The sequence below is a fragment of the Kaarinaea lacus genome, assembly GCF_975902315.1.
The window spans coordinates 1-3,376 of sequence record NZ_CDLKIE010000375.1; the positions used below are offsets into that span (position 1 = coordinate 1).

A 3,376-nucleotide genomic window follows, 5' to 3' on the forward strand; every position below is an offset into this window, starting at 1 on the left:
CTGCTATTGTCATGATCCATGCTGCAAATCAAAGATTGGCGCAAGGCATGAGTATATTGCATGCCACCATTTATGCGGCAAGGCGGCGCGTTATTCCGATTATTATAACTTCGTTAACCACTATTGCCGGTTTGTTTTCCCTGGCGGTTGGATTAGGTGGTAAGTCATTGCTGTGGGGACCTGTCGCATCGGCCATTGTTTGGGGGTTAATGTTTTCCACGGTTCTTACCCTGTTTGTTATCCCCTTGTTATACCGCACGTTTATGCGTCGTTCACATAAAGTGATCTTCGAATATAAGAAGTCATAGCACTTGCCCATGGACCTTTCGACTATTCAACCTGTGCTGGACTGGATGGCCAGAAATTCTGAACTGGCAGGGTTGATTGTGTTTCTGGTGGCCGCGGGCGAATCATTAGCCCTGGTCGGTATTCTGGTCCCCGGCGTGGTGTTTATGCTGGGTATTGGTGCTTTAGTTGGCCTGGATGCTATAGACCTTTGGCAGGCATTATTTTGGGCCACAATGGGTGCAATTGTCGGTGACTGGCTGAGCTACTGGCTTGGACGTCACTTTGATAAACAATTAAGACATGTCTGGCCTTTGTCCCGATATCCAGAATTAATTCCACGAGGCGAAGCGTTTTTCGAGCGCCATGGGGGCGCCAGCGTTTTTTTTGGCCGCTTTGTAGGACCGTTACGACCAATTATTCCGGCGATAGCCGGTATTATGCATATGCCGCAAGGTAAGTTTTATGTCATCAATGTTGTATCTGCCGTTTTATGGGCGCCAGTTGTTATCCTGCCAGGTGTGGCCTTTGGTGAATCAATACAATTAGCCAATGAAGTTTTTATTCGACTTATTGCGCTCATCGTGATCTTGATCCTGGTGGCGGTAGTGCTTGGGTACATTGTTAAGTTGCTGGTTTCCTACGCATTGATGGATACCATAGAAACCCTGGGTGACTATTTTGGCTTTCGGTCCGCTAAAGAAAACATTGTCAGTCTTAGCCTTATGGCAGCACTGGCCGGTGTGATGGTTTTCTTTGTGTATCAGTATGAAATACGCTATCAACCATTGGCAAGTAAACAACAAGCTGTTGACACACAATGGTGGAAGGAGCATTGGCCGGAATTTTCCAGCTTACCAATAAAATACAACAGTAATCATCCAATTACATTTCAGTGGTGGGGGGAATTACATGACATTGATACGACGTTACAGCAAGCAGAGTGGATAGTCGCGCCTGAATTTAATATAAAAAGTGGGTTAAACTATTTTTTGCCTGAACCGAAATTTGGTCAGCTACCTGTCTGGGCAAATAAGCTTTTTAATGAAAAAGAAGCGCTGCTGTTACTTGCGCCAGGCGCCAGCAATAACAAGTTTTTTACAATACGTATCTGGGCTGCGAATCCAAATATAGACAAGCAGAAGCGCCAGCTATGGTTGGGAACGGTTCACAGTATTGATGTGTATTCGTTATTTAAGCTCGTACATATACCTGTTTCGCGATCAGATTATTCGCAATCACTGGCTCTGTTTCATAGTAAAATCCATAACGTAAAACCGCGGCTTTCTATTCAGCAAAAGCACTATCCGGAGAAAGGTGTGACTGATTCCTGGAAAGGGGAAGTTTTACTGTTAGAAATGAATGATGCCCATAATTCAGTACCAGGGGATCTTGATATATCTGCGTTACCCTTACAACAGGTGGGAAATACTGGTCTATATATGAAATCGCCAAAACCTTTTGTATCCAGCCATTCAGTATTTGTTAATCGTGGTGAGATTCAAGAAGCACAACAATTGTCGTACGGGTTCAGCGATAACGGGGTAACTGTTCAGGTAAATTATAAAGATGATGTTGGCGCCCAGCTAACCCTGGATATGTTGCGGCAACAGCTTCTGCAGCGATTGAACCACATAGAAGGTTTGGAAAAAGTTAAAATAAGCGAGAAACCATTGCGCATAAATACGGTAACAGGCGTGCACTATACTGCTTACTACAACATGCCTCCCTTTGGGAAAAAAATAGACTATCACATTGTTGCTGCACTGCGAGATACCAAACTATGGGTAATTACTGTGTCTGCCAAAGACTGTGATACACGAGGTCAACGTCGGCTGAGTGACATGCTGGCATCTATTTCAATTCCTTTGTTTAATTGAATCCAAGTGGTGAATACAATTGGTAGAAAAATGAATACTCATTCGTTTTTTAATGGAATAAAATCCGGGGTAAATGCGTCTTCTGTAATAACGTAATTAGTTATGGTGCTAAATACTATGATCACTATAGGAAGTCACAGGAGTTAGATTGTTTCTAATTCATTTGATTAATGTGTATAAAGAAAAATATGATAAATTAGATAAAATAGCTGTACAAAAGACTGTAGTAGTATGGTACAACAATATAATGTATGTAGAAGCTGTTAGTAATCAGGAATGACAAATTGCAGAGTATGAGGGTATATAATAAATTTACATTACAGTTTTTTGTTGGTTTGCTGTTTTTCGTAGCGCTAACACCAATTGCTTTGGCTGAACTTGTCATGACAGCGCCGCCGCGAGAATTACCGGAGGCGGGCGAAAAGATTTATGCTCCATTAGCTGAACATCTTTCACAAATTCTGGGTGAAAAAGTTACTTATAAACACCCAAAAAACTGGCTTCAATACCAGCGCGATTTGCGCCACGATGTTTACGATATAGTTTTTGATGGGCCACATTTTGTGTCCTGGCGAGTAGCACATTTAAATCATGAAGTCCTTGTAAAACTGCCCGGCACACTTGAATTTGTCATTGTTGTCAATAAAGATGACAAAGAAATTAAGAGCATGAAGCACTTAATCGGCAAGAAAATATGCGGCATCCCTCCACCTAACCTTGCAACGTTGACGGTCATTGAGCAATTTCAAAATCCTGTACGACAGCCTATCATTTGGGGTGTTAAGGGTGGCTTCAAGAGTGTGCATGACTCATTCAGAAAAGGGCAATGCAGGGCCGCGGTTTTTCGCACTACATTCTACAATAAGAAACTAACAGATATAGATCGTAGCAATATGCGGGTGTTGTACAAAAGCAAAGCGTTACCCAATCAGGCCATTTCTGTCAGCTCGCGTGTTGGATCCAAATACAAGAAAGAAATTATTCGTTCCTTAACGCTGGATGAAAAAGGTAAGCAAGCTGCGCAGGGAATTACCAGGCGTTTTGGTGGAAAAAAAGCACCTCCCTTTACAGCAGCAAAGCAAGACGAATATATGGAACATTCATCCCTGCTTGAAGGTGTAGTGTTTGGATGGTGAGCCTGGTAATTGGTTAGAGATCCCCTTCTTTACTCGTCTTTCGGTTTCTTAAAATGCTTCTAATTGTGTAATTGA

At 42.4% G+C, this 3,376-nt stretch carries 3 protein-coding genes; all 3 read left to right on the top strand.

Annotated features, from left to right (window positions below; all coding sequences use genetic code 11):
• Window positions 1-308 (top strand): efflux RND transporter permease subunit (locus ACWVCM_RS12135; protein ID WP_455202017.1); only part of this gene is annotated, 308 nt, incomplete at its 5' end.
• A gap of 9 nt (window positions 309-317) precedes the next feature.
• Window positions 318-2,165, top strand: a complete 1,848-nt coding sequence (locus tag ACWVCM_RS12140) for a DedA family protein (RefSeq protein ID WP_455202018.1) — start codon at window positions 318-320, stop codon at window positions 2,163-2,165.
• A gap of 293 nt (window positions 2,166-2,458) precedes the next feature.
• Window positions 2,459-3,301 (top strand): PhnD/SsuA/transferrin family substrate-binding protein, encoded by an 843-nt coding sequence (locus ACWVCM_RS12145; protein ID WP_455202019.1) that lies wholly within the window; start codon window positions 2,459-2,461, stop codon window positions 3,299-3,301.
• Window positions 3,302-3,376 lie beyond the last annotated feature (75 nt).

Excerpts from the sequence above, each read along its gene's own strand:
- ACWVCM_RS12140 (WP_455202018.1), top strand. The coding sequence starts at position 318 with ATGGACCTTTCGACTATTCAACCTGTGCTGGACTGGATGGCCAGAAAT.
- ACWVCM_RS12145 (WP_455202019.1), top strand. The coding sequence starts at position 2,459 with ATGAGGGTATATAATAAATTTACATTACAGTTTTTTGTTGGTTTGCTG.